The organism is Nocardia concava NBRC 100430 (genome assembly GCF_000308815.1).
GTDB classification, from domain to species: Bacteria; Actinomycetota; Actinomycetes; order Mycobacteriales; family Mycobacteriaceae; genus Nocardia; species Nocardia concava.
On sequence record NZ_BAFX01000058.1, the window covers coordinates 1 to 23,716 of the forward strand.

General features: G+C 67.5%; 22 protein-coding genes and 1 pseudogene. 15 read left to right on the top strand and 8 right to left on the bottom strand.

Annotated elements, in window-relative coordinates; all coding sequences use genetic code 11:
- The first annotated feature begins 312 nt into the window (after positions 1–312).
- The 4 genes and pseudogenes from ON43_RS11485 to ON43_RS11495 all read left to right on the top strand — a co-directional run bounded on the left by ON43_RS11485 (position 313) and on the right by ON43_RS11495 (position 3,194).
- Positions 313–1,191: a MetQ/NlpA family ABC transporter substrate-binding protein gene (locus ON43_RS11485; RefSeq protein ID WP_040806782.1), complete on the top strand. Its 879-nt coding sequence runs from the start codon at positions 313–315 to the stop codon at positions 1,189–1,191.
- A pseudogene (locus ON43_RS11490) lies at positions 1,188–2,196 on the top strand (methionine ABC transporter ATP-binding protein); the annotation flags it as partial. The gene ON43_RS11485 and the pseudogene ON43_RS11490, both read left to right, overlap by 4 nt.
- Before the next feature lie 33 nt (positions 2,197–2,229).
- On the top strand, positions 2,230–2,505 hold the full coding sequence (locus ON43_RS45525; protein WP_167333429.1) for a hypothetical protein: 276 nt from the start codon (positions 2,230–2,232) through the stop codon (positions 2,503–2,505).
- Between the two features lie 26 nt (positions 2,506–2,531).
- Positions 2,532–3,194, top strand: coding sequence for a methionine ABC transporter permease (locus tag ON43_RS11495; RefSeq protein WP_040806784.1), 663 nt, complete (start codon positions 2,532–2,534; stop codon positions 3,192–3,194).
- Between the two features lie 43 nt (positions 3,195–3,237).
- Here ON43_RS11495 and ON43_RS11500 read toward each other — a convergent pair whose 3' ends face one another.
- Positions 3,238–4,647 (bottom strand): DUF1254 domain-containing protein, encoded by a 1,410-nt coding sequence (locus ON43_RS11500; RefSeq protein ID WP_040806707.1) that lies wholly within the window; start codon positions 4,645–4,647, stop codon positions 3,238–3,240.
- 216 nt (positions 4,648–4,863) lie between these two features.
- Positions 4,864–6,831: an asparagine synthase (glutamine-hydrolyzing) gene (gene asnB, locus ON43_RS11505; RefSeq protein WP_040806710.1), complete on the bottom strand. Its 1,968-nt coding sequence runs from the start codon at positions 6,829–6,831 to the stop codon at positions 4,864–4,866.
- Positions 6,832–7,144: 313 nt separating this feature from the next.
- Here asnB and ctaC point away from each other — a divergent pair, with 313 nt between their 5' ends.
- Positions 7,145–8,260: an aa3-type cytochrome oxidase subunit II gene (gene ctaC, locus ON43_RS11510; protein ID WP_083913331.1), complete on the top strand. Its 1,116-nt coding sequence runs from the start codon at positions 7,145–7,147 to the stop codon at positions 8,258–8,260.
- A gap of 12 nt (positions 8,261–8,272) precedes the next feature.
- Positions 8,273–8,689, top strand: coding sequence for a cytochrome c oxidase subunit 4 (locus ON43_RS11515; protein ID WP_040806711.1), 417 nt, complete (start codon positions 8,273–8,275; stop codon positions 8,687–8,689).
- A 348-nt stretch (positions 8,690–9,037) separates the two neighbouring features.
- On the opposite strand, the gene ON43_RS11520 is transcribed toward ON43_RS11515, so the two are convergent.
- The gene (locus tag ON43_RS11520) at positions 9,038–9,856 is read right to left on the bottom strand and encodes an SDR family NAD(P)-dependent oxidoreductase (protein ID WP_167333430.1); all 819 of its coding nucleotides are present in this window, start codon (positions 9,854–9,856) and stop codon (positions 9,038–9,040) included.
- A gap of 166 nt (positions 9,857–10,022) precedes the next feature.
- Complete coding sequence (locus ON43_RS11525; RefSeq protein WP_040806713.1) at positions 10,023–11,282, bottom strand: FAD-binding oxidoreductase; 1,260 nt, start codon at positions 11,280–11,282, stop codon at positions 10,023–10,025.
- A 167-nt stretch (positions 11,283–11,449) separates the two neighbouring features.
- On the opposite strand from ON43_RS11525, the gene ON43_RS11530 reads away from it, so the two are divergent.
- The 3 genes from ON43_RS11530 to ON43_RS11540 all read left to right on the top strand — a co-directional run bounded on the left by ON43_RS11530 (position 11,450) and on the right by ON43_RS11540 (position 14,320).
- A complete protein-coding gene (locus tag ON43_RS11530; RefSeq protein WP_040806714.1) occupies positions 11,450–12,646 on the top strand; it encodes a DUF1444 domain-containing protein in 1,197 nt (398 codons plus the stop codon).
- Positions 12,647–12,951: 305 nt separating this feature from the next.
- Complete coding sequence (gene ybiA, locus ON43_RS47340) at positions 12,952–13,524, top strand: riboflavin biosynthesis intermediates N-glycosidase (protein ID WP_444543740.1); 573 nt, start codon at positions 12,952–12,954, stop codon at positions 13,522–13,524.
- A 253-nt stretch (positions 13,525–13,777) separates the two neighbouring features.
- Entirely contained in the window at positions 13,778–14,320 is a 543-nt protein-coding gene (locus ON43_RS11540; RefSeq protein ID WP_040806716.1) for an NUDIX domain-containing protein, read from the top strand.
- A 33-nt stretch (positions 14,321–14,353) separates the two neighbouring features.
- Here the strand turns inward: ON43_RS11540 and ON43_RS11545 are convergent, their stop codons facing one another.
- Entirely contained in the window at positions 14,354–14,770 is a 417-nt protein-coding gene (locus tag ON43_RS11545) for an SRPBCC family protein (RefSeq protein WP_040806718.1), read from the bottom strand.
- Positions 14,771–14,954: 184 nt separating this feature from the next.
- On the bottom strand, positions 14,955–15,704 hold the full coding sequence (locus ON43_RS11550; protein ID WP_040806721.1) for an SDR family oxidoreductase: 750 nt from the start codon (positions 15,702–15,704) through the stop codon (positions 14,955–14,957).
- Positions 15,705–15,788: 84 nt separating this feature from the next.
- Between ON43_RS11550 and ON43_RS11555 the strand changes: the two genes are divergently transcribed.
- The 6 genes from ON43_RS11555 to ON43_RS11580 all read left to right on the top strand — a co-directional run bounded on the left by ON43_RS11555 (position 15,789) and on the right by ON43_RS11580 (position 21,843).
- Entirely contained in the window at positions 15,789–16,607 is an 819-nt protein-coding gene (locus ON43_RS11555) for a helix-turn-helix transcriptional regulator (protein WP_040806723.1), read from the top strand.
- A gap of 75 nt (positions 16,608–16,682) precedes the next feature.
- The gene (locus ON43_RS11560; RefSeq protein WP_040806724.1) at positions 16,683–17,336 is read left to right on the top strand and encodes an ABC transporter permease; all 654 of its coding nucleotides are present in this window, start codon (positions 16,683–16,685) and stop codon (positions 17,334–17,336) included.
- Positions 17,326–18,507, top strand: a complete 1,182-nt coding sequence (locus tag ON43_RS11565) for an ABC transporter ATP-binding protein (RefSeq protein ID WP_040806726.1) — start codon at positions 17,326–17,328, stop codon at positions 18,505–18,507. The genes ON43_RS11560 and ON43_RS11565 overlap by 11 nt, the downstream gene beginning before the upstream one ends.
- Before the next feature lie 97 nt (positions 18,508–18,604).
- The gene (locus ON43_RS11570) at positions 18,605–19,354 is read left to right on the top strand and encodes an ABC transporter permease (RefSeq protein ID WP_040806728.1); all 750 of its coding nucleotides are present in this window, start codon (positions 18,605–18,607) and stop codon (positions 19,352–19,354) included.
- Complete coding sequence (locus ON43_RS11575; protein ID WP_040806731.1) at positions 19,351–20,334, top strand: glycine betaine ABC transporter substrate-binding protein; 984 nt, start codon at positions 19,351–19,353, stop codon at positions 20,332–20,334. The genes ON43_RS11570 and ON43_RS11575 overlap by 4 nt, the downstream gene beginning before the upstream one ends.
- Positions 20,335–20,670: 336 nt before the next feature.
- Entirely contained in the window at positions 20,671–21,843 is a 1,173-nt protein-coding gene (locus ON43_RS11580) for an FAD-dependent oxidoreductase (RefSeq protein WP_040806734.1), read from the top strand.
- Between the two features lie 351 nt (positions 21,844–22,194).
- Here ON43_RS11580 and ON43_RS44775 read toward each other — a convergent pair whose 3' ends face one another.
- Complete coding sequence (locus ON43_RS44775; protein ID WP_157514004.1) at positions 22,195–22,356, bottom strand: hypothetical protein; 162 nt, start codon at positions 22,354–22,356, stop codon at positions 22,195–22,197.
- Between the two features lie 157 nt (positions 22,357–22,513).
- Complete coding sequence (locus tag ON43_RS11585) at positions 22,514–23,395, bottom strand: helix-turn-helix domain-containing protein (RefSeq protein WP_040806736.1); 882 nt, start codon at positions 23,393–23,395, stop codon at positions 22,514–22,516.
- Positions 23,396–23,716 lie beyond the last annotated feature (321 nt).

Here is a 23,716-nt window from a genome sequence, read left to right on the forward strand (position 1 = left end):
GTCGGCGGCCTTCTTCTTGAACACGTCCCAGTGCGGCAGAGCGATGTCGTTCACACCGATACGCACCACATCATCGTGGTGTTCCTTGCCACAGGCGGCCGTCAGGGCCAGCGAGAGCAAGACCGGAATCACCAGGAAACGGCGCAGTTTTCGCATTTCACGCACCGTAGGTGAGATTTCGTGCCGTCCGGAACCGTTTGGCTCCCCGGGATCGCAATCATTGCCCGCCGATTGCCCGCACGGTTGCATGGCCGGGTTCGATTCTCTTCGGAGAACACAGTCACCAAGCAGTTCAAGAATGCGGGAGCACGAGTGAAATTCAATCGGGTACTGGCGATCCCGGTCCTGGTAGCAGCCGTCGCGAGCCTCACCCTCACGGCCTGCGGCAGCAGCGATGACTCCGCCGGCGGCAATACCGTCCGCATCGGCACCACCGAGTCCGACCCGCACTGGGACGTCTTCAAGGACGAGGCCAAGAAGCAGGGCATCAACCTCAACATCGTGCACTACTCGGACTACTCGCAGCCCAATACCGCGTTGGCGCAGAAGCAGATCGATGTGAATCTGTTCCAGCACCTGCAGTTCCTGGGCCAGTACAACGTGGCCAACAACCAGGATCTGACGCCCATCGGGGCGACGCAGATCGTGCCGCTGGGGCTGTACTCCAAGAAGCACAAGACCGTCGGCGAGATTCCGAACGGCGGCGAGATCGCGGTGCCGAACGATCCGACCAATCAGGCGCGGGCGCTGTTCGTGCTGCAGGCGGCCGGGCTGCTGAAGCTCAAGGACAATGTCAACCAGCCGACCCCGGCCGATATCGACAAGGGCGCGTCCAAGGTCAAGGTGACCCCGGTCGACGCGGCGCAGACGGCGCTGTCGCTGGAGTCGGTGGACGGCTCGGTCGTCAACAACACCTTCCTGCTCAAGTCCGGCATCGACCCGAAATCCGCGCTGTACAAGGATGATCCGGCCAACCCGGGCGCCCAGCCGTACATCAACGCGTTCGTCACGCGCGCGGCGGACAAGAACAATGCCACCTACCTGAAGCTGGTGGAGATCTTCCACGGCGCGGAGGTGCAGAAGTCGGTGCAGGAGGACTCCAAGGGCACCGCGCTCGAGGTGAAGAAGTCCGGGCCGGAGCTGGAGCCGATCCTGGCGCGGGTGCAGCAGACCATCCGCGACACCAAGTGAGCGAGGTCGCGGCCGTCGAATTCCGCGCGGTGACCAAGGTTTTCCGCACCGGGAAACAGCGGCACACCGCGCTCGACGGCATCGACCTGCGCATCGAGAAGGGCGAGATCTTCGGCGTGATCGGCTATTCCGGCGCGGGCAAGTCCACGCTGGTGCGGCTGATCAACGCGCTGGAGAAGCCGACCGACGGAACCGTGCTGATCTCCGGCGACCCCATCACCGGGGTCCCGGAGTCCCGGGTGCGGCAGCTGCGCCGCGATATCGGCATGATCTTCCAGCAGTTCAACCTGTTCCGCTCGCGCACCGCCGCGGGCAATATCGAGTACCCGCTGAAAGTGGCGGGCTGGCCACGTGCGCGGCGCAAGGCGCGCGTGGCCGAACTGCTGGAGTTCGTGGGCCTTTCGGACAAGGCGCGCAGCTACCCGGACCAGCTGTCGGGCGGGCAGAAGCAGCGCGTCGGCATCGCCCGCGCGCTGGCCACCTCGCCGTCCCTGCTGCTCGCCGACGAGGCCACCTCGGCCCTCGACCCGGAAACCACCGGTGAAGTGCTGCGGCTGCTGAAGAAGATCAACCGCGAACTCGGCGTCACCATCATCGTCATCACCCACGAGATGGATGTCATCCGCGAGGTGGCCGATCGCGTCGCGGTGCTGGCGGAGGGCCGAATCGTCGAACTGGCCAGCACCTTCGACGTCTTCGCCGCCCCGACAGCCGTACCCACCCGATCCTTCGTGGAGACGGTCCTGCACAACCGCCCGACCGCCGAGGAACTGGATCGCCTGGGGGAGCGGCACGCCGGTCACCTGGTCACGGTCGCCGTCGACGACGAGAACGGCATCGGCCCGGCCCTGACCGCCGCTGTAGCCGAGGGAGTTTCGGTCGAAATCGTTTTCGGCGGCGTAAGCGCCCTGCAGGACAAAAACCTTCGGCAGCCTCACCCTGGCCCTCACCGGCCCGGACGATGCGGTGCGACGGGCGGCCGAGCGGCTGGCCGAGCGCGCCACGCCGACACCCGGGGGCAGTTCCGAGGCGACAGCGGTGGCGACCGCTACCGAGGAATCGGAGGTTGAGAGCGGGGTTTCCGCGACGGTGGCGGCCGAGCGCGATCAGCGCACCGGTGGCCCCGACGGGGCCACGCACCAGGTGCCCGCGCCGGAGATCGAGAGCCAGGCAGCGGCGGTGGCCGAATCGGCGGGCTCGGTACCCGCGACCGACGCGGTGGGCACAGTGGAGGCAGCTGGTCGTGCCGGGGCTGCCGATGTGGTGGCCGCGGAGGTCGCGGCGGCGGCCGAGGGCGATCGGAGGAGCGCGTGAATCACACCGTGAGCAATCTGGCTGCCGTGCATACGGATTGGGAGCGGCTGCGGCCGGTGCTCGGTGAGGCTGTCGGCACCACGATCTACCTGGTGCTGCTGACCTTCGTGGTGGGCGGGACCATCGGGTTGGCGTTGGGGACGTTGCTGTACACCACCCGGAAGGGCGGATTGCTGGCCAACGCGCCCATCAATGTGGTGCTGAACGTGCTGGTGAATGTGGTGCGGCCGATTCCGTTCATCATTCTGCTGGCCGCGCTGGGGCCGGTGACGCTGAAGGTGATCGGGACGACGATCGGCACCGATGCGGCGGCGTTCGTCATGATCGTGGCCGCGTCCTTCGGGATCGCGCGGATCGTCGAGCAGAATCTGGTGACCGTCGATCCGGGGGTGATCGAGGCGGCCCGGGCGATGGGCGCCGGGCCGCTGCGCATCATTCTCACGCTGCTGATCCCGGAAGCGTTGGGCCCCTTGGTACTCGGCTACACCTTCGTGGTGATCGCCATTGTCGACATGTCCGCGATGGCGGGCACGGTCGGCGGCGGCGGGCTCGGCGACTTCGCGCTGGTGTACGGGTATCAGCGGTTCGACTGGCAGGTCACGCTGGTGGCGACGCTGATCATCATCGCCGGGGTGCAGGGCATTCAGTTCCTGGGGAACTGGCTGGCCCGCCGGGTGCTGCGGCGCTGACGACAGGCCGCGGCGCTGACGCCGCGGCCGGGCGGGTGCCGGATCAGGACAGCTTCTCCAGCTTCGGCACCTGCCACTTCCCGTTCAGCACAGTGTCTTTCGGGGCGTACAGCCGAAGGGTGAGGGAGAACTGGCCGGATTCCGGGATCGGCAGCCAGTGCCCGGCGGGCACGCTCGGGCCGGGATCGGCACTCTGGACGGCGATCTCGACCGTGCCGTCCGGGCCCGGGGCGAGCGGGACCAGGTGACCCACCGAGTAGATGCCCGCCGGGTTCTGCACCAGATAGGACTGGGCGTCGTATGCGGTGAGCGACCAGAACGCTCCGACGGGCGGCAGTTGATCCTTGGCGAAGGTCACCCGGAATCGACTGCCGCCCTCGGCATTCGCGTTGACGGTCGGATACACCGCGTCCCGGGGCAGGTTCGCGCCCAGACCGACGGCCGCGACCTGCGCGCGCAGAGGATAGTTCGTGCCGTAGCTGCCGACATTGAGATCGAAGGTCCAGCCGTTCTGGTTCTGGGCCTTGGGATCCCGGTAGCCGGCAATGCCCTTGCGGGCCTCGGTGGCCGCGGCCGTGAGCATGTCGGCGGGGGCGGTGGAGACATTCCCGCCCGCGGTGATGCCGATGGTGGCGAAGCGCTTCACGGCGTCCGCGTCCTCGGGCGCGGGCGGGTTGAGCGCCATTACCGCGCACATCCGGTTGAAGAAGGTGGGGCCGTCCATTTGCGCCACCATCTGGGCGGGTGAGCCGCCGCCTGCGGGCTGCGCGCCCGGTCCGCCCTGCACAGCAGCGGGGTCGGCGTTCCAGACACTGAGCGGGGCCAGCTTCAGCCGCTCCTGCAGCGCCCGCACGTTCTGAATGTCGTTGTCGCCCTTGTATTCGATCCGGCCGAGCAGCCAGGTGGTGCCCGTCGGCATGGCCAGCCGTGTCATCCCCGCGGGCACGCTGCCCTGCCACCCCGGCCCGGTGATCAGATAGGTGTACGGCGGCGTGGCATCGCCCTTCACGACGCGCGGATTCGTGCTGCTCGGATCGTGCACGGTATTCGTCCACGCATCCATGAACTGCATGAGCCAGTACCGCCCGGCCTCGATCTCCGGCACCTGTACCACCATCGGCTCCGCCCGCAGATCCAGCCACGCCTGCGAGTACAGCGTGTCGAGATTGAGCCGCACCACCTGCTTCTCGCTGGGCGTCGGCGGATTCTGGTGCACGAATTGATTGGCGGGACCGCCCGTTTCGCGGGTGACGTCCATCAGCACCAGCGGGAACCCGAACACGTAGGCGTCCGCGGCCACGGCCTTGGGATCGGTGGACGCCGGAGTCGTGCTGGTCGCGGTGGAGCTGCTGCTCGACTTGCCGCAGGCCGCCAACCCGATGGCGGCGGCCACGGCCGCGCTCAATCCGAGGGCCTGACGGCGGGACACGTTACGCGGAGACGGGAAATCCATTGATGCCGAATCCTTTCCGATCGGGGCGACGCGGCGGCCTTCCGGCCGTCCGTCACCCGACACCCACCTTATTGCAGTGTCGCTGCAAGCGTAGTAGCTAACGCATAGCAACCGTAGCGGGGGTGCGTCGAAAGACTCGGCATCTGAGGGGTCAGCCGTCGGAAACGGCGAGAGCCGCCCCCGAATTCACGGGGACGGCTCTCGGAACGGCTGCGATCAGAGGTTGACCGGGTAGGTCGGTTCCTGGATCTCCGGCTTGATGCGGTTCTCGACGAAGATGCCGTGCCAGATCATGAAGACGATCAGGGTCCACAGGCGGCGGCTGTGGTCGACCGGGCCGGTGCGGTGGGCGTCGAGCATGGCCAGGATGGCCTGCTTGTTGAGCAGGTGGTCGGTGCCCGACTCGGTGATCTGGGCGCGGGCCCAGTCGTAGAGTTCCGGACCGCGCAGCCAGTGCCGCAGCGGCACCGGGAAGCCCAGCTTGGCGCGGTTGAGCACGTGCGGCGGCACGATGTCGGTCAATGCCTGGCGCAGGGCGTATTTGGTGGTGTCCTTGGTGATCTTCTGGTCGAACGGGATCTTCTCCGCGACCTTGTAGACCTCGGGGTCGAGGAACGGGACGCGCAATTCCAGCGAGTTGGCCATGGTCATCTTGTCGGCCTTGACCAGGATGTCGCCGCGCAGCCAGGTGAACAGGTCCAGGTGCTGCATGCGCGCCACCGGATCCCAGTCGTAGCCCTGCATGGCGTAGATCGGCGCGGTGACGTCCTGATGCGTCCACTCGGGGCGGAATTCCCGCAGCACCGAACGCAATTGGGCGTCATTGAAGCTGCGGGCATTGCCGTAGTAGCGCTCCTCCAGGGTGAGCGAACCACGCTGCAGCAGGCTCTTGCCGCGGGTGCCCTCGGGAATGCGGTCCGACAGCTTGCCCGCCAGCTTGCGCAGCCCCTTGGGCAGGTACTCGAAGGGCTTGAGCGACAGCGGTTCCCGGTAGATCGTGTAACCGCCGAAGAGCTCGTCCGCGCCCTCGCCCGAGAGCACCACCTTGACGTGCTTGCGGGCCTCCTTGGCCACGAAGTACAGCGGCACCAGCGCCGGGTCGGCGACGGGTTCGTCGAGGTACCAGACGATCTCGGGGATCGCGGCCGCGTACTCCTCGGGCGAGACCATGCGCACGTAATGCTTGGCACCGATGGCCGCGGCGGTCTCGGCGGCCACATCGGCCTCCGAGTAACCCTGTCGCTCGAACGCCGAGGTGAAGGTCAGCAGGTTCGGGTTGTGCCGGATGGCCAGGGCCGCGGTGGCGGTGGAGTCGATGCCGCCGGACAGGAACGCGCCGACGGTCACATCCGCGCGCATGTGCTTGGCGACGGAGTCCTCGAGCGCCTCGGCGATCTCCTTGTAGCGCTTGGCCTCCGAACCCGGCGTGAACTTCTGCACCCGGAACTGCGGGTTGAAGTAGCGGGTCACCCGCGGGGCCTCGCCCGGCTCGACCCAGGCGTAGCAACCGGATTCGAGTCGGCGCACGTTCTTGTGCAGCGTCTCGGCCTCGGGCACGTACTGCAGCACGGTGTAGTGCTCGAGCGCGCGCGGGTCGAGTTCGTCGGAAAGCTCCAGCGCCGGAAGCAGACCCAGCAGGGACTTCTTCTCGCTGGAGAACGCGGTGCCGCCCTCGCCGGTGGCGATGAACAGCGGCTTGATGCCGAACGGGTCGCGCGCCAGGAACAGCTTGTTCAGCTCGGTATCCCAGATGGCGAAGGCGAACATGCCGCGCAGCCGGCTCGGGGCCTTGGCGCCCCAGTAGTGGAAGGCGGCCACGATGGCCTCGCCGTCACCCTCGGTGCGGAACATCGGCTGATCGCCGAATTCGGCCTCGTGCGCTTCCCTCAACTCGGCGCGCAGCTCGAGATAGTTGTAGATCTCGCCGTTGAAGGTCATGGCGTACCGCTCGGGGTTCTCCGGCGGACCCCAGCGCAGCGGCTGGTGCGAATGCTCGATATCGATGATCGACAGGCGGTTGAAGCCGAAGATCATGCGGTCGTCGGTCCAGGTCCCACGCTCGTCGGGGCCGCGATGACGCTGGCAGTGCAGCGCCTCGTACACCTGCGCCGCCGTGGTTTCGACCGTCCGCCCGTCCGGGGTTGTAGCCGTGCTAGCTGTCAGGAATCCGAGCAGTCCACACACTGCGGCAAGAACCTCTTTCCGGAATCAAAGGATTGGGGGCGCACCCGCACGGGCGCGCGACGCGAAACCTACTGCCCGAGTATGCCGTACCCGGGCAGATCCCGCCGCCAGAGGCCGTATCCAGTGCTTATGAGGTTTCCGGAGTGTCGAACCGGACCCGATCACAACGGGGGGCGTTTCTTGGTCTACGCTGCGTAGTACTTGGGAAACTCTCAGGGTCGGTTACGCGTTCGCGTGTACCCTCCCCGAGCCCCCAAACTGTGCTGAAGATGTGTCGCCCGGCGGAAGGGAGCCCGGGCGGCGCGGTGTCGAAATGACGACCAGGAAGGCGTTGAGCGTGGCGCACAAGACGAGCGAGGCGATTGGGGCACGACCCGCCCGGGGTCGGCGGGGCCGCATCCTTCGGCGGGCCGGGCTGGCGGTGTCCTTGGGGATGACCGCGATGCTCGTCTCCGGCTGCTCGATCGACAACGTTTGGCTTCGATTCGGCTGGCCCTCGGGCATCACGCCGCAGGCCACCAAGATGCGTGAGCTGTGGACCTGGTCCGTGCTCGCCGCCCTCGCGATGGGCGTGCTGGTCTGGGGCCTGACCTTCTGGACGATCGCGTTCCACCGCAAGAAGGCCGACTCCCCGGAGTTCCCCCGGCAGACCGGTTACAACGTGCCGCTGGAGCTGAGCTACACCGCGATCCCGTTCGTGATCATCGCGGTGCTGTTCTACTTCACCGTGGTCGTGCAGAACTACGTGCACGAGAAGGTCGCCGACCCGGACGTCACCATCGACGTGACCGCCTTCCAGTGGAACTGGAAGTTCGGCTACCAGCATGTCGACATGAAGGACGGCTACGTCTACGACGGCGTCGACCACGAGCGTCAGGACATGAACAAGGACATCCAGGAGCGCTACAAGGAAGCGACCAAGGATGGCCACCCGCAGCCGGGCCCGAACAACGGCCTGCCCGCCAATGACATCTCCTACCTGCACTACGACAAGGTCGAGACCGTCGGCACCTCCAACGAGGTCCCGGTCCTGGTCCTGCCGTCGGGCAAGAACATCGAATTCCAGCTGGCCGCCGCGGACGTCATCCACTCCTTCTGGGTGCCGGAGTTCCTGTTCAAGCGCGACGTGATGCCGAACCCGAAGCAGAACAACTCCGACAACGTCTTCCAGGTCACCAAGATCGAGAAGGAAGGCGCGTTCGTCGGCCGTTGCGCCGAGATGTGCGGCACCTTCCACTCGATGATGAACTTCGAGATCCGCGTGGTGTCCCCGGACGCCTTCAAGAAGTACATGGACGCGCGGGTCAAGGACCACAAGACCAACGCCGAGGCGCTGGCCAGCATCGGCCAGTCGCCGGTGGCGACCTCCACCAAGCCGTTCAACACCGACCGCAAGGCGCGCGGTAACGAACTCGCCGACGCCAAGTGAGGATGAACTGACATGAAGGTCGAAGCTCGCATCTTCGAACTGATCACGGTCTTCTTCGTGATCGTGGCCGTGGTCTACGGCTACTTCACCGGCCGCTCGCGCACCGGCGTCGAGTGGGCGGGTACCACCGCCATCGTGCTGTCGGCGGGGCTGGCCCTGATCGTGGCCACCTACTTCCGCTTCGTCGCCCGTCGTCTGGACCTGCGTCCCGAGGACTACGAAGAGGCGGAGATCGTCGACGGCGCCGGCGACCTGGGCTTCTTCTCGCCCGGCTCGTTCTGGCCCATCCTGCTCGCGGGCTCCGGCTCGATTGCCGCGCTGGGCTTCGCGTTCTTCCAGTACTGGCTGATCGCCATCGGCGTCATCTGCATCCTGGTCGCCGCGGGCGGGCTCGTGTTCGAGTACCACCTGGGACCGGAAAAGCACTGACGTAGCACGTTCCGAAGCGCCCCATCCGTTTCCGGGTGGGGCGCTTTGCTATTGACCCGTGCCCGCTGCGAGGGCAGCGGGCACGGGCTGGCGGGAGGGGTGGGGGATCAGCGCCTCCGGAGGTCCGGATCGCCGAACCCGCTGCCGCGCATCACCGGCCGACGGTCCGGCCGGGAATGATCCTGTGGGGGAGGGGGTTTCGAAAGGTGGGCCGTCCGAACGTCCTCCGGGCGGCCCACCTTCCCCTCATCGGATACCGCGCGTCATTCCGGCGCGCTTTTGGCCGGAATCCACTCTGCCCCGCTGTGGATCCCGGCCAACAGCATGCCGGGATGACGGGGTGGATGCTCAGATGCCCAGAGCGTGCTTGAGGCGCGTGGTGCGGGGAGCCATGGTGGCCAAGCCGAGGAGGGCGCGGGGGAAGCGGGGCTGGACTTGAGCGGGCCGGGTGCGGATGGCCGTTTCGATCCAGCGGGCGGCCTCGGCGGGGTCGAGGGTGGGGGATTCGGTTCGGTACGTGGGTGATTCGGCGTCGAGTTTGAAGGCCGGGTATTGGACCGTGGTGACGTGGATGCCGCGCGGGGAGAGCTCCGCGTCGGCGCATTGGCCGAAGGTGGTCCAGGCGGCCTGGGCGGCCGCGTAGGAGGCGAAATTGGGGGCCGCGCCGGTGGCCGCGCTCCAGGGGCCGACATTGACGACGTGGCCCGCGCCGCCGGCGAGCATGGCGGGGAGCAGGCCCAGGGTCAGGCGCAGCGGGCCGAAGTAGTAGGCCGACATCATGCGCTGGTAGTCGCGGAAACGGTCCAGCGACTGCAGGACCGGACGGCGGGTGGGGCGGCCGGTGTTGTTGACCAGCACGTCGATGGCGTCGAATTCGGTGAGCAGCCATTCGACCAGCTGATCCACATCGCCGAGGGCGGAGATGTCGCAGCGGAACCAGTGCGCGCGACCCCCGGCCTCGATGATGGTGGCGCACTCCTCGACCAGCTGAGAGCCGTTGCGCGCGATCAGGATTACCTCGGCGCCGTGAAACCCCAGTAGTCGCGCGGTTTCCCGCCCGATATCGGAGGTGGCGTCGGTGACGACAATGCGTTTGCCCGATATCGGTAGTTCCCCCGCGAGGGATCCGGCGGAGCGGGGGCGGCGGGCAGCACGGAATTCGATCATGGGACAGGCAACCTTCATCTGAGGATTGAGCATGAACCATGCATCAGTGCCCCGCCGACAGCACCGATACCGCCGCGCCGCCAGTGCTGTTCGAGTCGAGAAGCCGTGCTGTTGGAGAAGAGAACTCGGCTGCTAACCGATAGCTGGCAGTGCGGCGGAACACATTCTATTCGGTCGGGTCATAACGCCGGGCGCGTTCGGCGAGACAGATCTCGTCGATTCCGGAAACGATGTCGCGCAACAGTTCCGAGGGCAGCGCGGCCGGCCGCAAACGACAGGTGAACGTGATGAAGCCGTGGTCCTCGTCATCGAGTTCGCGCAGGTAGCGGGACCGAACGCCATAGGTCATGGCCGAGATGACGGTGAAGCAGCCGGTCCGCTCGCGGTGTCCGGCGAACAGGTCGTGCAGGCCGTGGAACACCCGGGCATAGTTCGACAACGGGGCGAAAACGGACACGCGGTAGGCCGGTCCGCGCTCCGAGGAGGAGATGACGGTATCGGCCAGGTACTCCGCATCGCGCAGGGTCAGCACCTTCGGAGCGAACATGAGCGCGCCCGCGGCGGCATTGCGGACGGGCATGCCCGCGCGGCCGCCCGCCGACGCGGCGATGGCGCCCAGCGACTTTCGGGCGCGGGCGCCGACCTCGCGGCGGGCGCGCAGCGAGAGGTTGGGGGTGGTGGGGTGCAGGCTCGACCACTGGCCGAAGCGCACGGTGCCCAGCTGCACGGTGCCGGTACCGACCGGTCGGGCCACCTTCAGGGGTGCGGTGTCGACCCAGCGGCCCACCTGCAGCAGCGAGTCGCCCGGCGACTGAATCTCCTTGTAGGAGTGCTCCACCCAGGTGTCGAAGTCCAGGAAGCGGTGCGCGTCGGTGGTGAGCCAGGTGCGGTCCTTGTCGATGCCGGTCACCTCGAGCGTCAGCGCGGTGATGATCCCGGTGCGCCCGCCGCCGCCCAGGATCCGGCGGAAGCGCTCGGCGTGATGGGTGCGCCCGCAGGTGCCGAATCGCCCGTCCTGATCGACGTATTCGAGCTCGACCACATTGTCGCTGAACATGCCGTAGCGGTGCGACGCCGCCGACAGCCCGCCCACCGCCGCGAATCCGCCCGCTGTGATGTCCCGGTGGTCGCCGACGATGGGCAGCCCGAGCCCGTGCGCGCCGAGGGTCCGGTCGATGTCGTAGAGGCGCGCCCCCGCCTGCACCCGCACCGTCCGGGCATCCGCGTCCACCACCTGCACCCGGTTCATCTTGCGCAGGCTCAGCACGCTGCCCTGATCCGGCAGCCCGAACTCCTCGTCCGGCCGTTCCCCACCCCGGATGATCAGCGGTTTCGTGGAACGTCGCGAATCCCGAACGGTCCGAACCACATCCGCGGTGTCGCGGGGCAGATATTCGTCGGGGTGGGTGGAGACGGGCGTGCTCATGGCGCTACAGCTAACCATAGTCACGCGCATTGTGCTCGTACTTGGACAGCCGTCTCATTGGGCACCGTGTGGACACCGTGTGAACAGCGTGTTTTCGGTTGTGGCGCATGGGTTCCCTGGGAATTTGCGGGCGACGATTGTCACCGGTCGGGCGTAGAGTCCGCGCCATGAGTTTCCTGGGCGGGGTGTTCGGGTCGGGGCGAAATCGGTTCGGCAAGAAGGTGTTGGAACAGGTGCTGGGGTACGACGCCGTGGAGTCCGCGCGATTCGATGCCGAGGCGTATGAGATCGCGTACCTGCTGAAGAACGGGTATGCGGCGAAGCTGAACCTGGACACGCTGTATCGGCGGTTCGACGGGAAGATCGGTGCGGGGTTGTTCGAGGCCGTCGACGCATTGTTGTTGCCGCCGGACGCGCCCGCCGGGTGGGAGCAGGTGGCGCCCAGACTGCGGCCAGTGCTGCGCAAGGCCGGGTACGGGGCGACGAAGCTCGACGGGGTCGACGGGCGCGATCTGGTGCTGGCGCGGCCCGCTCTGCCGTATCTGTCGGAATTGGTGGTCATCGATCTGCCCAGCACCGTGCAATTCGTGACCAGGCGGGATCTTTCGCGCTGGGGCGTGGACGCTGAGACGGTGTACTCCATCGCGCACGCCAACCTCGCCGAGCTTGCCATGAACACCATGGACGCGTTCGAGCCGGTGAACGGGGTGCGGGTGCTGGAGTTCGCCGATGACGACGGGGAGAGCTACGTCGGGTCGCTGCCGCTGATGGCGGGGTGGCTGGCGGGCGCGGCGGTTCGAAGTGGAACGCGCCCATTGCTTTTCCTACCCGGGCACCTGGGCATGTTCGTGGTGCTCGGTGCGACCCCCGAGATACTGGTGCAGCTCATGCACCTGGCCGAGGAGCGGTACGAGGCGGCGCTGCGGCCGCTGTCCACCGTTCCCTACACCATCGACGACGACGGGGAACTCGTCCCGTACCAGGTCGATTCGGACCATCCGGCCTACACCGCGGTCCGCCACGCCGAAATCCAGCTGGCCGTCAGCGCCTACCGCGCGCAGACCGAGCGGCTGCGCGCCGAACGCGAGGACGAGACCGGCATCCCGGAGCTCCTACACCTCCGCAACCCCGACGGCACCGAGACCACCATGACCTCCTGGCCCGACGGCACCCCCAACCTCCTACCCCGGGCCCACTACATCTGCTTCGTCGCCCACGACGGCGACGTCTTCCGAGTCGCCTGGGACCACGTCACCCGCCTCGTCCCCCTCGACCCCGCCCCCGACTACGACCCACCCCGCTACCGAGTCCACGACCACCCACCCGCCGAAATCATGAACCAGCTCCGCGCCCTGTCGAGTTGATCACTGCCACCGACGAAGTCGGCCGAGGCTCCGATCCGGCGAGGTCAGAGAATCGCGCCGAAATTGGCCGCGTTGCGCGATATGGCGGCGGCCTCGCGCGATTGTCGCGTGGTGTGGCGGAATGCCGGGCTAGCGAGGTTGCGACAGGTGCGGCGGAATGCGGGGCTCGCGACGTTGCGATGGGTGCGGCGGAGGGCGGGCTCGTGCGAAGTTTGGCGCGAGTTGTACGGTGTGGCGGCGCGTCGGGGCGGCGTGGCGGGATAAGGACGCGACCTTGTCATCTGGGTCGGCTAGGGTCTGGCGACGTGGACAGGGCGCAGCTGACAGCTGAGATGGCGGACGGGGCTAGACCGGAGTTTCTGTTCTTCTGGGGTCATACGCGCACCCCGGGTCACGAGGTGGGCAAGTGGGTGCTCAGCCAGTGGTGGCCGGTCGAATTCACTGTCGACGGTCAGACCTACCGCAGCGCCGAGCATTTCATGATGGCCGAGAAGGCCCGCCTCTTCGGTGACGAGCCCATGCGCACCCGTGTCCTCGCCGCCGACACCCCCGCCGATGCGAAACGCCTGGGCCGCGCCATCTCCGGCTTCGACCAGGACACCTGGGAAGCCCACCGCTTCGACATCGTCCTGCGCGGCTCCATCGCCAAATTCGGCCAGCACGACGTACTCCGCGACTTCCTCCTCGCCACCGCCGACAAGATCCTCGTCGAAGCCGCCCCCCCGCGACACCATCTGGGGCATCGGCCTCGGCGCCGAAAACCCCGCCGCCGCCGACCCTTCCCAATGGCGAGGCGAAAACCTCCTCGGCTTCGCCCTCATGGAAGCCCGCCACGCCCTCTCTCCCGCCCGCCACTCCTAGCCCGCAGCGATTCGTAGGGCCCCGCCTGCCGCCCTAGCCCGCGGCGAATCCATGGCGCGCTATCTGCCACTGCTAACCACTGCGATTCCTAGGGCCCTGTCGCCAGGGCCGGTGCCCAGAGGCCGCTCGCCCAGCCCGCACCGCCCAGCGGGGCACCCGCGCGGTCTCGTCAAGATCAGGGAGCTGTCAGTGCGGTGATTCGGGCAAAAATTCACGCTGACAGCTCCCTGATCTTGGTCGATCGTGGGGTGAGTGGGGCAGGATCGGGGCATGGAGACGGTCGGGAGTCGGGAGATCTACTCGAATCGGTGGATCACGCTGCGGGAGGACGTGGTTCGGCAGGGGGATGGGGAGGAGTCGATATACGCCTTCATTCGGAAGGCGGACTTCGCGGTGGTGATTCCGTGGGATGGGGAGCGGTTTCATCTGGTTGAGCAGTATCGGTATCCGCTGGGGCGGCGGTGCTGGGAGTTTCCGGGCGGGGCCGTCGCGGGGGAGGAGTTCGATCCGATCGCGGTGGCTCGGCAGGAACTGCGGGAGGAGACCGGGCTGCGGGCGGAGCGGCTGACCCTGCTGGGGAAGGTGTCGCCGGCACCGGCGACCAGCACGCAATACGGTCACGTCGTGCTTGCCACCGGATTGACCGAAGGTGCGCATGAGCGGGAGTGGTCCGAGCGGGATATGGAATCCGCCTGGTTCTCACGGGATCAGCTCGAGGACATGATCACCGAGGGCGTGATCGTCGATGCCCAGTCGATCGCCGCGTACTCACTCCTGCTGCTGCGCGAGCGGCGCACCGGAGTACTGGCCTAGCCCTGGGGTTTGGGCCGGCTCAAGGGGTTTGGGCTAGCCCTGGGCGTGTTTGATGAGGCCGGCGACCACCTCGGGGAAATCCGCGGTGATCTGGGGGCCGATCTCGGGGCCGAGGGTGTCGGCCGCGGGGCCGGTGATCTCGGTGCGGTAGACGACCCGCGTGGCACCGGAAGGCAGGGCGTCCAGTCGATGCTGGGTGAGGACCTCGAGGCCGTCGCCGACGAACAGGTCGCTCCACAGTTCGCCGTCGATGATCTCGACGAAGCGGAGTTCTACGGTGTCACCGTCCGGCGACGTCATCCGGAAGGTGGTGCCGGGCGCGAAAGGCCCGTCCAGCTCGAAGGATTCGATGCCGGGATTCCATTCGGGCCAGCGATTCGGGTCGGACCAGCTGCGCCACAGGGCTTCTCGGGGGACGGTGGTTTCGGCACTGTGTTCGTACTGCCACATGTCGGGTTGTCCTCGGGTCGAACTGTTCAGTCGGATTGACGGTTTATCACATTCGAGACCTGTGGCGTGGGGCGATCCGTCGTGGGATGGCTGGTAGGTCGGATGGGCCTATTCCTACATTTTCCGCCGCCTGCGGGCAGGAAACTGCCTGTGGCGGGCCGAAAATGTAGGCTCAGGCCCATTCTCACCACTCGATGGTCCCGTACTCCTCCTTGCCCCAGATGTGGCCGTAAAACGTCCCCGTCGGCCCGTCCGCGGGCAGGGTGGCGAGGTGGACGCTGGGTTCCGCGCCCTGCTCCGCGGTGCGGAATCCGCTGTTGCCGTTGAGGTCGGTGGCGGTGTAGCCGGGGTTGGCGGCGTTCACCTTGATCGGGGTGTCCTTCAGTTCCATCGCGTACAGGACCGTCACCATGTTCACAGCGGTCTTGGACGAGGTGTACGGGATCGCCGAAACCATTTGCGACAGTGGGCTGTTGGGGTTCGTGCGCCCGGCCAGCGAGCCGACCTCGCTGGACACGTTCACAATTCGTCCGGCTTCGGCGCGCCGCAGCAGCGGCAGCAGCGCATTGGTGACGGCCACCAGGCCGAACACATTGGTCTCGTACACCTGCCGCAGCGTGGCGACGGTTCCCGAAGACGGCTTCCCGTCACCCTCGAGACCGCCACCGATGGCGGCATTGTTGACGAGCACGTCGAGCCGACCGAATTCCGCCTCGATCCGCGCCGCGGCCCGCCCGACGGATTCCTCGTCACTGACGTCGATCTGGATGAAATGCGCGTCCGCGCCCTCGGCCCGCAGCTTCTCCGCGGCGGCCTGCCCGAGCCCGGGATCCCGCGCGCCGACGAGGACGGTCATGCCGCGCGCGCCCAGCTGCCGTGCGGTCTCGAATCCGATGCCCTTGTTGGCTCCGGTGATGAATGCTGTTCTGCTCATGCGAAAAGCATCGCCTCGCTGGGGATTCTGCGGGAGGACCAGGTTGTACCACCCAAAATTCGGGACAGCGGCCACACTGGAGTCATGGCTGACAAGAACGAACTCGCGGCCTTTTTGAGGGCTCGCCGGAATCGGCTGACACCCGGTGATGTCGGCTTGCCCAATGGACTCAACCGCCGGGCGCCGGGATTGCGTCGTCAGGAGGTGGCGCAGCTGGCCGGGATCTCGGTGGATTACTACATACGCATGGAACAGGCGCGGGGGTCGAAGCCGTCGCGGCAGGTGCTGGCGGCGTTGTCGCGGGCGCTCATGCTCACGGTGGACGAGCGGGATTACCTGTTCCGGATGGCGGGGGAGAATCCGCCGGTGGTGACGGGGCCGAATCGTACTGTGCAGCAGTCGGTTCGGACTATTCTCGATAACCTATCGACGCCCGCTTACGTCGTCGATGCGACTTATGAGGTGCTGGCGTGGAATCGGGCGGCCGGGCCGTTCATCGGTGATCTCGACACCGTTCCCGATCATGAACGGAACATGGTGCGCTGGATGTTCCGGGAGGCCGCGGACCATCCGCAATGGTCCGACGCCGATACCCGGGATTTCGCGCGCGCCATCGTCGCCGATCTGCGCGCCGCCTATGCCCGCTATCCCGGGAATGCGGCGCTGGCGGGCCTGGTGACCGAACTGCTCGGCACCTCCAAGCGATTCGCCGATATGTGGTCCACCCATGACGTGGAAGTCCGCCGCACCCACCGCAAGCGGATCCGCCATCCCGAATTCGGGCCGCTCGATTTCCAGTGCCAGGTGCTGCACATTTCCGATACCGACCAGCGGATCATCGTCTATTGCGCGGCCTCACATACGCGCACCGCCAACGTTTTTCACTCCCTCGCGCAAGGATGAGCGCGGGCCGAACCGCCCCGCCGTAAGCCCACTTGCCGGTAGGCTCACAGCGGAACCCAGTGGGAGGGCAGCGCACTGGACACGTTGTGGACCTATGTCGCGGACCATCGTCAGCAGCTGCTGACGGACTCCTACCTGCATGTCTCGGCGGTCGTGCAATCGGTGCTGATCGCCTCGCTCGTCTCGGTGATCATCGGCGTGCTGGTGTACCGCAGCCCGTTGGGGTCGGCGGCCGCCACCGCTGCCGCCAGCATCATTCTGACCATTCCTTCCTTCGCCCTGCTGGGCATCCTGATTCCCGTTCTGGGGCTCGGGGTTCCGCCCACGGTGACCGCGCTGGTGCTGTACGCGCTGCTGCCGATCCTGCGCAATACGATCGTCGGGCTGTCCTCGGTGGACCCGGCCGTGACCGATGCCGCGCGCGGCGTGGGTATGAACCGGCTGCGGGTGCTGACCGGCATCGAACTGCCCCTCGCATGGCCCGCGATTCTCGCCGGGATGCGGGTGAGCACCCAGTTGATCATGGGAATTCTGGCCATCGCGGCCTACGCGAAGGGCCCCGGGCTGGGCAATCTCATCTTCTCCGGGCTGGAGCGGCTGGGCACGCCGACCGCGGTGCCGCAGGCGTTGACCGGCACGGTGTTGATCGTGGTGCTGGCGCTGGTGCTCGACGCCCTGCTGGTCCTGCTCGGACGACTGACCACACCCGGAGGTAGCCGTGCCCGATAACGAGACCGCCGCCGTCTCCGGTGTCGAGATCGTGCTCGACTCGGTCACCAAACGCTATCCGGGACAGGATGATCCGGCGGTCGACAGCGTGTCCATGACGATTCCCGCCGGTGAGATCGTGGTGCTGGTCGGGCCTTCCGGCTGCGGCAAGACCACCACGCTGCGCATGATCAACCGGCTCATCGAGCCCAGCGCGGGCACCATCACCATCGGCGGGCGCGATGTGATGGCGGAGAACCCGGACCGATTGCGCCGCGGCATCGGGTATTCCATCCAGCAGGCCGGGCTGTTCCCGCACCTCACGGTGGCCAAGAATGTGGCGACAGTGCCCGGCCTGATGGGCTGGGACCGCAAGCGGGTCGCGGACCGGGTCGACGAGATGCTCGCGCTGGTCGGCCTCGACCCGGGCACCTTCCGCGGGCGCTACCCGCGCCAGCTCTCCGGCGGCCAGCAGCAGCGGGTCGGGGTCGCACGCGCTCTCGCCGCCGATCCTCCGGTGCTGCTCATGGACGAACCCTTCGGCGCGGTCGACCCGATCACACGCGGACTGCTGCAGGACGAATTACTGCGCCTGCAAGCGGAACTGCGCAAGACGATCGTCTTCGTCACCCACGACTTCAACGAGGCGGTCAAGCTCGGCGACCGGATCGCAGTGTTGGGCAACGGATCCCGCATCCTGCAATACGACACCCCGGCCGCCGTCCTCGCCGATCCCGCCGACGCGACCGTGGCCGGATTCGCCGGCGCGGACGCCGCCCTCAAACGCCTCACCCTGACCCGGGTCGGAGACGTCGAGCTCGGCGACTGCCCGACCGCGACGGAGGATGACTCGACCGAATCCCTGCGGAAAGCGCTGACCGAGCAGCATGGCGACTTCGGCCTCATCGTAGACGCCGACCGTCGCCCACTGCGATGGGTCACGCGCGCCCAGCTCGAACACGCGAAATCGCTACACACCGTGGGAACCACGGTGGGCAAGGGGGTTTCGCTGCGATCGACGTTGCAGGAGGCCTTGGCCGCCCTGCTGGCCGAGAGCACCGCGAACGCGGTCGTGACCGGCACCCGCGGCGCGTACGCGGGGCTGATCACGATCGACACCCTGGTCGCGCACCTCTCGGCGCTGCGCGCGGGGCAGAGCGAGGGCGTGCCGGGCGGGGAGGAATCGGCATGAGGTTGCGGACCGAGCGGTTGTGGCGCGGGCGCGCCGGACGAGAGGCGACAAGACGGCACAGTCCGAGCGGATGTGGCGCGGGCGGCGGGGAGTCCGCATGACGGCGCAGACCGAGCGGCGGGCGGAGCGGATTCGGTTGCTGGCGCAGCCGGTGCTGGCGGTGGCGCTCGGTGGGGGAGTGCTGGTGTGGGGGTTCGACCGCGATATGACGACTACGCAGCGGGCCAGTCTGACTGCTGACAATCTGGTTACCGTCATACGGCAGCATGTGTTGATCACGGTGACTGTGGTGGCGATCGTCGTCGCCATTGCGGTGCCGCTGGGCACGCTGCTGACGCGGCGTCGGTTTCGGTTGCTGGCACCGTTTTTCGTCGGTATCGCGAATATCGGTGCGGCGGCGCCCGCCATCGGGCTGATCGTGTTGTTCTACCTGATCACTCGTACGACCGGGTTCTGGATCGGGGTCGGGCCGATCGTGCTGGTGTCGCTGCTGCCGGTCCTGCGCAACACCATCCTCGGATATCAGCAGGTGGACCCGACGCTCATCGATGCCGGTCGGGGGCAAGGGATGTCGGCGTTGACGGTGTTACGGCGGATCGAACTGCCGCTGGCGGTGCCCTACATCCTGGCCGGCCTGCGGACCTCGCTGGTGCTGGCGGTCGGCACCGCGACGTTGTCGTTCCTGGTGAGCGCGGGCGGGCTGGGCATTCTCATCGATACCGGATACAAGCTGCGGGACAACGTCACCCTCTGGGTGGGCGCGCTGCTGGCGGTCGGGCTGGCGCTACTGGTCGACTGGCTCGGGGCGCTGGCCGAACGCTATCTCGGACCGAGGGGACTGCGGTGAGATCCCGAATTCGGTGCGGCTGTGCGGCATTCGCCTCGATCCTGGTGCTGCTGGTCGCCGCGTGCGGGCTGGAGGCGGGCAGCGCGGTGCCGCTGCGGGTGGGAGCGGGCAGCATCCGGCCGGTATCGGAGCTGAAGGGTGTGCGAATCACGGTCGGCTCCAAGGACTTCACCGAGCAGAGCATTCTCGGCTACCTCGTCGAATTCGCGCTCACCGCGGCGGGCGCGGAGGTGCGCGACCTGACCAATATCACCGGCTCCAACAGCCTGCGCGACGCCCAGCTGCACGGTCAGGTCGATATCGCCTACGACTACACCGGCACCGGCTGGATCAACTACCTGGGCAACGAATCTCCCGTCCCCGGCTCCCAGGAGCAGTTCGAGGCGGTCCGCGACGCCGATCTCGCCGCGCACGGAATGGTATGGGCCGCAATGGCTCCCATGAACAACACCTACGCGATCGTGACCAGCGCGAAAACCGCCACCGACACCGGCGTCACCACGCTGTCCCAATACGCGAACCTGGTCAATACCGATCCCGGGTCCGCCGCCACCTGCGTCGGCACCGAATTCAGTGTGCGCCAGGACGGATTCCCCGGCATGGCACGCAAATACGGCTTCGACGCCGGCAAGGCGAACAAGCAGATTGTCCAGGACGCCATCGTCTACCAGGCCGTCGCCGACGCCCGGCAGTGCCGCTTCGGCTCCGTCGCCGCGACCGACGGCCGCATCCCCGCCCTGGGCCTGCGCCTCCTCGACGACGACCACAGCTTCTTCCCGAAATACAATGCGGCCCTGGTCATGCGCAAGGACTTCGCCACCGCACACCCGCAAATCGTCGAGCTGCTGACTCCGATTTCTCGCCTGCTCACCAACGAGACCATCACCGACCTCAACCGCCAGGTCGACGTCGAAGGCCGCGAACCCGCCCAGGTAGCCCGCACCTGGATGGCCGCCCAGGGCTTCATCACCATCCCCTGACCTGCCCGCGCGGTACCCGGCGCGCCCGCGCAGGATCGAAAACGCAGGTCGTCGCGGAGCGCGGCTGGGGGTGCGCCGTGCTGGGAGCGGCCGCACCGGGTGGTGGGTGGCGGTGGTGGCTGTGCTGGGCGGTGTTCGGGGTGGTGCCGGAAGTCCTCTGTTTGGCGCGAAATGGGCAGGGGCGGGTGCGCCCGGACGCATACTGTCTGGTTTGCAGCGGGCCGCAAGTTGCCAACATTCGTTGGCCAACAAGTGTTGACATGGCCGCGAACGGGTCGTATCGTCTAATTCAACAGACGTTGGCCAACAGATGTTGGCAGAGCATCAGGAGTCGTCATGAACACCGTTCCCGCTACCGCCTCGGTCGTCATCGTCGGTGCCGGTCCCGCCGGAATGACCGCGGGCATCGCGCTCGCCGACGCCGGTGTGGACGTAGTGCTGCTGGACAAGCTGGCCGAGGGCGCCAACACCTCCCGCGCGGTGGTCGTGCACGCCCGCACCCTCGAGGTGCTCGAGCAGTTCGGCGTCACCGAGCAGCTGCACGAGCAGGGAATCGTGGTGCCCAACTTCGTCATGCACGACGGCGACCGCGTGCTGGCCCGCATCTCCTTCGACGGATTGCCCACCGAGTACCCCTACACCGTCATGATCGGTCAGGAATCCACCGAAGCGATCCTGCTGGCGCGGCTGGAGAAGGCAGGGGGAAAGGTGTTCCGGCACAACGAGGTAAGCTCCGTCGTCCAGGATGCCGACGGGGTCACCGTCGAGTACACCGGCGCGGACGTCACCGCGAATTCCATTCGGGCGGACTGGGTCATCGGCGCGGACGGCATGCACAGCAAGGTCCGCGAGGCCGCGCAGATCGGTTTCACCGGCGCCACCTACCCCGAATCCTTCGTCCTCGCCGACGTCCGCATGACCTGGCCGGACCCGCGTGACGAAGTCTCCCTGCACCTTTCGCCCGAGGGCGTCACCGTCGTCGCCCCGCTGCCGGATCCGGAGCCCAACCGCTACCGCATCGTCGCCACCGTCCCCGACGCCCCCGAGCACCAGGATCTGGCCTACGTGCAGGCGTTGGTCGACGCCCGCCGCCCCGGCGCGCAGGTCAAGGTCGAGGAGATCATCTGGAGCTCGCGCTTCCGCGTCCACCACCGGGTCGCCGACCACTACCGCGCCGGCCGCATCCTCCTCGCCGGCGACGCCGCCCACGTCCACAGCCCCGCCGGCGGCCAGGGCATGAACACCGGCATCCAGGACGCCGCCCTGCTCGGCCGTCTACTCGCCGCGGTCGTCGACGGCACCCCGGAATCCACCCTCGACGAATACGAGAAGACCCGCCGCCCTGTGGCTCTCGGCGTCGTGAAGTTCACCGACCGCGTCACCCGCATGGCCACCCTCCGCCCCCTCCCCGCCCGCCTGATCCGCAACCTGGTCATCACCAACGCCGCCCGCATCCCCGCCTTCCGTCACAAGCTGGCCTACCAGCTTTCGGAACTTGCCAACCGCTGAGGGCGAAACCCTCAGCGCAACACCAGAACCCCGTGGCCCGCACCCTCCGGTGCGGGCCACCGCTCGTCGGCTGCAATGAGTCGACATCGACGACCGCTGCCCCCCACGGCGCCGCCCAGTGGCACACCAGCGAGGGGTTTTGTCTGGATTCGCCGCGCTGGTGTGCCACTCGGCGGGCCGTTGGGGTCAGCGGGGTGGCGCGCTCTGGAGAGGGGATGTGTCCGGAGGGATCCTGCTCCGGCCTCCAGGATTGTTCGGCTCGGCGAAATGTCGGTCGGGGGTGGGAGACTACGGGCGGGGCGCGGAAGGTGTTGCCGTGCTGCGGTATCGGGGAGGGTGGATGGCTGGGTCTCAGCGGTGGCGGGACAGCTGGGTCGGGTACTTCGTGACGGTTGCGGCGCTGTTCGTCGGTGCGTTGTCACTCATCGGCGCGGTCGCGGCGGGGCAGCGGGGGCATTGGGTGCTGGTGGTGCTCTGCGTGCCCGTGATCGCGGTTTGTCTGCGTGTCGTCATACCCGCGATGCTCGAAGAGCTCATCGGGTCGGTGATGCTGGCGCTGATGGTGCTTTCGTTGCCCGCGCTGCTGTTCCCGCGGGGTCGCCGGTGGTGGGGACGAGTGTGGGGTGGGGCGACGCGGGACGTGGGGAAAGCGCTACTCGGGATGGATGATTCACGCCCGCAGGGCGGTGGTGACCGCGGTCGCGGCGGTGATGGTGGCGGCGGCGAGGTCGCGCAGGCGGGCGGCGGGGAGGTTGGTGTCGGGGCAGGAGACGATGGAGGCCATGACCGCGCCGTCGGGGGCGAAGATGGGGGCGGAGACGGAGACGACCGCGTTGTGGTCGGATAGTTCGTCGGGGAGGTAGTCGATGGTGATGAGGTCGGCGATCATGGCGGACAGGCGGTGTCGCAGGGGATCGGTGACGGGGGAGTGGCGCAGGCCCGCCAGGGCCTCGAGCATGGGTGCGGATTCGTCGGCCAGGCGTTCCACGGAGTAGCCGCGGGTTCGGATGGCGTCCAGGACGGCGGTGAGACGGGCGCGGTGGCGGGGGTCGGCGGACGCGAGCCAGGCGGCGCGCTCGGATTCCGGTGCCCAGGCGATGAATTCGCGGGCCACCGGCGGGGCCAGGGGCAAGCGGCGGGCGTGCCGGAGCCACGGCACCGAGGGGGTGCCGATGACCTCGGTGACGACGATGGCGTCCTGGCCGGTGTTTCCGGTTGACGCGTCGCCCCCTCCGGTCGTCGCGGACGGCGATGTCCCTTGGCGTTCCAGTTCGGCCAGGAAGACCGGGACGTTGTGTTCCCGGGCGAGTGCGCGCATGGGATCAAGCGCCAGGCCGCGCAGCGGGAAGGCGGTGTCGGCGCGGCGGGCGACGGTCACCAAACCCAGTCCGAGACTGTAGTTTCCGTCGCCGTCGCGCACGGTCCAGCCGTCCGTGGTGAGCTGGGTGAGCACGGCGTGCGCGGTGGCGCGGGACATGCCGGTGGCGCGGACGATCCGCGCCAGGGAGAGGCGTTCGCCCGGATGCCGCGACAGCAGTTCGATCGCCTGCACGACGCGGTGGGTCGGCGGCGAGGCGGGGGCTGGAGCTGGTTCGGCCGCCGTTCCCGGTTCGGAAGCTACTGGGGCGGTGGTGGATTCAGGCAACTCGGTCCCTGCTGAGGTCGGTCCCGTCGAGCGGGATGGTCGGGCCGATCGTATCGGTCGGGGTATCGGTCATCCACATCGGAGTGACTCGGGTGCGCGGGAATTCGGGCGCGGGTATTGACCGTCGCCCGGGTGCCGACCTATCGTCGGTGTCACATTATCGAACAATAGCGTCGAATATTCGACACCGCAAGCCTTCGGGCAACCCGGGTCGGCGACGCGGCGAGT

Bases quoted from the DNA above. Each gene is read 5' to 3' on its own strand.
- ON43_RS11540 (WP_040806716.1), top strand. From the start codon at position 13,778: ATGGAGACGGTCGGGAGTCGGGAGATCTACTCGAATCGGTGGATCACG.
- ON43_RS11550 (WP_040806721.1), bottom strand. From the start codon at position 15,704: ATGAGCAGAACAGCATTCATCACCGGAGCCAACAAGGGCATCGGATTC.
- ON43_RS11530 (WP_040806714.1), top strand. From the start codon at position 11,450: ATGAGTTTCCTGGGCGGGGTGTTCGGGTCGGGGCGAAATCGGTTCGGC.
- ON43_RS11515 (WP_040806711.1), top strand. From the start codon at position 8,273: ATGAAGGTCGAAGCTCGCATCTTCGAACTGATCACGGTCTTCTTCGTG.
- ON43_RS44775 (WP_157514004.1), bottom strand. From the start codon at position 22,356: ATGACGACACGCAGACAAACCGCGATCACGGGCACGCAGAGCACCACC.
- ON43_RS11570 (WP_040806728.1), top strand. From the start codon at position 18,605: ATGACGGCGCAGACCGAGCGGCGGGCGGAGCGGATTCGGTTGCTGGCG.
- ON43_RS11500 (WP_040806707.1), bottom strand. From the start codon at position 4,647: ATGGATTTCCCGTCTCCGCGTAACGTGTCCCGCCGTCAGGCCCTCGGA.
- ON43_RS11580 (WP_040806734.1), top strand. From the start codon at position 20,671: ATGAACACCGTTCCCGCTACCGCCTCGGTCGTCATCGTCGGTGCCGGT.
- ON43_RS11555 (WP_040806723.1), top strand. From the start codon at position 15,789: ATGGCTGACAAGAACGAACTCGCGGCCTTTTTGAGGGCTCGCCGGAAT.
- ON43_RS11525 (WP_040806713.1), bottom strand. From the start codon at position 11,282: ATGAGCACGCCCGTCTCCACCCACCCCGACGAATATCTGCCCCGCGAC.
- ON43_RS11520 (WP_167333430.1), bottom strand. From the start codon at position 9,856: ATGATCGAATTCCGTGCTGCCCGCCGCCCCCGCTCCGCCGGATCCCTC.
- ON43_RS11545 (WP_040806718.1), bottom strand. From the start codon at position 14,770: ATGTGGCAGTACGAACACAGTGCCGAAACCACCGTCCCCCGAGAAGCC.
- ctaC (WP_083913331.1), top strand. From the start codon at position 7,145: ATGACGACCAGGAAGGCGTTGAGCGTGGCGCACAAGACGAGCGAGGCG.